Below are 3,815 nucleotides of genomic sequence, written 5' to 3'. Positions count from 1 at the left end.
AGCTCTTTTTCGCGTGCCATATAGTTGTATTTTTAGTTTTCGCTGCAAATATAAAAAAAATAAAAGGACTAATAAAAAGGAAAGTCTTTTTTTTTTGTTCTTGAAACGTGCCATTTCCCCCTTTTTGGTTCCTTTTCTCCCCCTTTTTGGTTCCTTTTCTCCCCTTTTTGGTTCCTTTTTGGTTCTGTAACTCGTTGATAATCAATACCCCCACCCCTGCCGAAAAAGGTACTAAAAAGGTACTAAAAACTACCTCGTAAAAAACGAGGTGGCTTTTAGGGGCTTTTTTGTTGGCTTCGCAAAGAAAAAAAAATGAAAAGTGCAAGAATTTTGCAAGGAGGGTAACGCGGAACGGAGTTCCAAGATTTGAACTTTTTACGGCTGTAAAGATTTTTTACTTTTTGGTATTGTTCTACCATTTTTTGGCAAAATAATACCATTGGAAATTATTTGTTGAAGAGTTCAGAATGACTTCCAATACGCACTAACTTGATGAGAGGTTTTTCCTTGTCAAACCAAATGAGAAGAAAATCTTCCTGCACATGACATTCAAGAAAACCCTTGTAATTTCCGAAAAGTGGGTGTGGCTTGTAGTCCTTTGGAACTACTCCTGTTTCCTCCAAGCAATTAAGAACCTTTTGCAAGTCGTCTAACTTTCCTTGGTCGTACTTGTATCTCTTGAGGTCTTTCTTGAATTGCCCTGTAGGTTTGATTTCAAACTTTGCCATACTATTACAAAGATTTCACGAAGTCCTTAAAGTTAGCCATGTCAAGGGTTTCAAGTTCCTTTCCTGACAGAGCTTCATTCATGGCTTCGATGGTGGTTTCATTGGGTTCGTGATAGACGAGTTGCAAGAGTGCGCTTTCAACGTAGTTGTTCAGGCTCCTATTGCTTGCCTTGGCACGTTCTTTCAGTGCTTCGAGCAAGTCTTGTGGTAATCTGAAAGATGTTGGTTTTCTAATTGCTGTTGTATTCATGTTTTCTATTTGTATTTGTTTGTATTGCAAAAGTAATACAAAGTATTTGAAAAAGAAAGGAAATAAATGTTTTTCTTTAGTAGCGTAGTCCTCGACCCCATCTTCGTTCTTCTTTCTCTTCAAGTTCTTTAGCGTACTTACACCAATTAGTAGCCAATTCGCATTCTTTCTTGTATTTCAGGTTTAAATCACGAATAGCGTTAAGGACTTCTTTTGGCTCTGTCCCCTCATTGCCAATCAAATACCTTTTACCTGTTGCAGCTGTATATAAAGTCCTGTAGTTATTTATCTCCCTTTGGCTTTCAGCTATCAATCTTTCTTTAACGGCTGCATTGACGGCTTTCGGAATATCCCTAACCTTGGCGATTAAGGCTTCCTTTTCTCCCCTAAGGGCATTTATTTCGCTTTGTAGAGCTTTTATCGTCTTATCCTTGGAACTCTGTCCGAAAAGACCTTTAACGCCCTCAGAAACGCTTTTAAAAGCTTCTTTGGCTGCTTTCTTGTTGTTATAGGCTTTCAAGTCCTGCTCCTGCTGCGCTTTAATCTTCTTGCGTTCTTCCTCCTCCTGTTCGTTCATTCGTTGTATCTGCTTGAGGGTTTCATCTGCATTGTTGACGTTCTGCCATTGCTGGGAAGCTTGTTCTTCAAGCTGCTCAATGCGCTGCTCTTGTGCATATAGCCTTTGTTCCATTGCGCTGCGGTGTCTTCTTCCTGTCTCTGCTGCTTTGTTTCCTCGTTCCATTCCGGTGGCTTCTGCAAGTATATCCTGCATCTTTGACAGCTTCTTTCTGTCTGCTCGAATCGCCTTACCCGTGTTAAGGTCTTGGCAGCTGAAAAGCACGTGGGCATGATGATTGACGGAAAATTCTTCGTTTCCCTCGATGTACTTTGAGTTCACATGCCCCTCGTCCTCGTGCAGCCAAATGCCGATGACTTTCCATTTTGTCTCTTTCTCCACCTTGGCTTTGAAGTCCATAAGTTGCGCATCCGTTATTCCCTCCTTGAGGTGTAGACACGCTTCACGGAATGGGGCAAAGGACTTTTGGCACTTCTGCCCCGTCTTCTCGGTATAGAGTTTTTCGGCTGCGTGAACTAAAGGGATAATAGATTTCTTTCCCTTGATGATTTCATCTTCAAAGATTGTGCGATTTAGATGCGACCGATTTTTGTTCACATATCCTGGTACTTTTTCGGTGTCCTGGTTGCGTCTATTATGGAGAAGGCAGTTTGCCTTTGCGGTCTGTGTGTTGGAGCTGCACGCTCCCTTTTTGCTCTGTTTCATATTCGCTGTTTTAGAGGGGAGGTCAAGGAGGGGAACACCTCCTTGCACACAGCACTTTTGACCCCGAATTTATTCGGAAATTGGTCAAAGGTGCTCGTGTGCGTTTTTCTGCTGTAAATTGCTGTCGCAAATTTACATTGAAAAACCCAAACCGCCAAACGAATGGGTGCTTTTTTATGAATGTGTTTTACTAATGAGTGCAGGCGGATAGAAGGGGGTGTAGGGGGCAGCATTGCCCCCACAGCGGTTAGCACCTTGAAGCGCAGCGGTAAGATGTGCGCCCGAGGTGTGGAGAGAGGAACGAACGGAACACCATGCGCACGAGTGGAGAGAAACGGAACGACCCAATATAAGAAAAAATCCCACCTCATGCAATTCTTGCACATGGTGGGAATGGTCTTGCATCTGATGCAAGATTTATTGTTTGTGGTCTTGAATGTAGAAGTAAATACCGCCTACACACGCAACGACAGACACGAAAATTGAAACGATAATTGCTCCCATGTCATTTTTTTTATTTCACTTCAAAATCGTTATTGATAACGTATCGAAGTATCTTTGCAAGGTCTGTTCCTTTGTAGTCTTTTTCCAACCTTGTAACCTTGTCGAATATGGGCTGCACCTTGTCGGGGTTCATATTCATGTAGGTATAGATGCGTTGGCAGAACTTCTTGTCTCGCTTAAAAACTGACAGAGCAACTTTGTAGATATAAAGTGCCTGTTGTTGTGTTTGTTTGATACTTTCTGCTTGTTTTTTTTCGCTTTCGTTGGTGTGAATAGTAAACCAATATCTGTTGTATTTCTTGCCAACTTTTGAACCCTCGTCAGGTTCATATTCAAACCAAAGGTCGCATTCTCCCTTGTCATAGAGTTCTTTGAGTTCCTTTTGGGCTACATCGAAAACTTTCACACGCATCTTGTAATCAGACTCGTATTTGTCTACTATCAATAGCATCTGTCTCAGTTCATCAACGTTGAGGAAAAACCTTTGCCCTGCCTTGTTCTTGTATTGGTTGCAAAGCTCGTAGAAACGTTGCGAGCTGACGTGCCTAAGGGATATTGCCACACAAAGATTGTAGGTTGTGAAGTATTTCCTGGATAGGTCAACGAGGTATGGCAATATCTCCTTGGATACTTCGACCTCGTAGGTCTTTGTTTTCAAATCGTATTTGGCATAATTGATAATACCGACAACAAGCCAATACTTTTCTGTGAATATCTTAAAATATGCCTTCTTCAACTCTGCTAAGGATTCGAAGGCTTCCTTGACGTGCTTTGCGTCTCTCGCCCTTGCCAATGTTTCCGAGGTCATGTGTATGGTCATGTTCTCGTATTTCGTTGCAGGTTTGTCCGTCTCGACATACTCTTTCCTAACCTGCTGCACAATCAGATAAAAACAGCGTTTCTGCACAAGGTCGAGGGGGGACATTGCATTTGTGAGGTCATTAGCTTGTGAAATAAGCTCTTTTTCGCGTGCCATATAGTTGTATTTTTAGTTTTCGCTGCAAATATAAAAAAAATAAAAGGACTAATAAAAAGGAAAGTCTTTTTTTTT

At 41.6% G+C, this 3,815-nt stretch carries 6 protein-coding genes; 1 reads left to right on the top strand and 5 read right to left on the bottom strand.

Annotation, left to right across the window (positions count from 1 at the left end):
- The 4 genes from C7379_RS12875 to C7379_RS12430 all read right to left on the bottom strand — a co-directional run.
- On the bottom strand, positions 1-325 hold a 325-nt coding region (locus C7379_RS12875), incomplete at its 3' end, for a hypothetical protein (RefSeq protein ID WP_207773434.1).
- Between the two features lie 121 nt (positions 326-446).
- Positions 447-728 carry a type II toxin-antitoxin system YafQ family toxin gene (locus C7379_RS12440; RefSeq protein WP_116617544.1) on the bottom strand — a complete coding sequence of 94 codons (282 nt, stop codon included), beginning with the start codon at positions 726-728 and terminating at the stop codon, positions 447-449.
- A gap of 4 nt (positions 729-732) precedes the next feature.
- Positions 733-978 (bottom strand): ribbon-helix-helix protein, CopG family, encoded by a 246-nt coding sequence (locus C7379_RS12435; RefSeq protein WP_116617543.1) that lies wholly within the window; start codon positions 976-978, stop codon positions 733-735.
- A gap of 76 nt (positions 979-1,054) precedes the next feature.
- A complete protein-coding gene (locus C7379_RS12430; RefSeq protein ID WP_207773433.1) occupies positions 1,055-2,260 on the bottom strand; it encodes a plasmid recombination protein in 1,206 nt (401 codons plus the stop codon).
- 180 nt (positions 2,261-2,440) lie between these two features.
- Here C7379_RS12430 and C7379_RS12425 point away from each other — a divergent pair, with 180 nt between their 5' ends.
- A complete protein-coding gene (locus tag C7379_RS12425; RefSeq protein WP_133241907.1) occupies positions 2,441-2,746 on the top strand; it encodes a hypothetical protein in 306 nt (101 codons plus the stop codon).
- A gap of 28 nt (positions 2,747-2,774) precedes the next feature.
- Here C7379_RS12425 and C7379_RS12420 read toward each other — a convergent pair whose 3' ends face one another.
- On the bottom strand, positions 2,775-3,740 hold the full coding sequence (locus C7379_RS12420) for a replication initiation protein (protein ID WP_116617541.1): 966 nt from the start codon (positions 3,738-3,740) through the stop codon (positions 2,775-2,777).
- Positions 3,741-3,815 lie beyond the last annotated feature (75 nt).

The organism is Hallella colorans (genome assembly GCF_003096815.1).
Lineage (GTDB): Bacteria > Bacteroidota > Bacteroidia > Bacteroidales > Bacteroidaceae > Prevotella > Prevotella colorans.
This window is presented reverse-complemented; position numbering and strand designations above follow the sequence as displayed.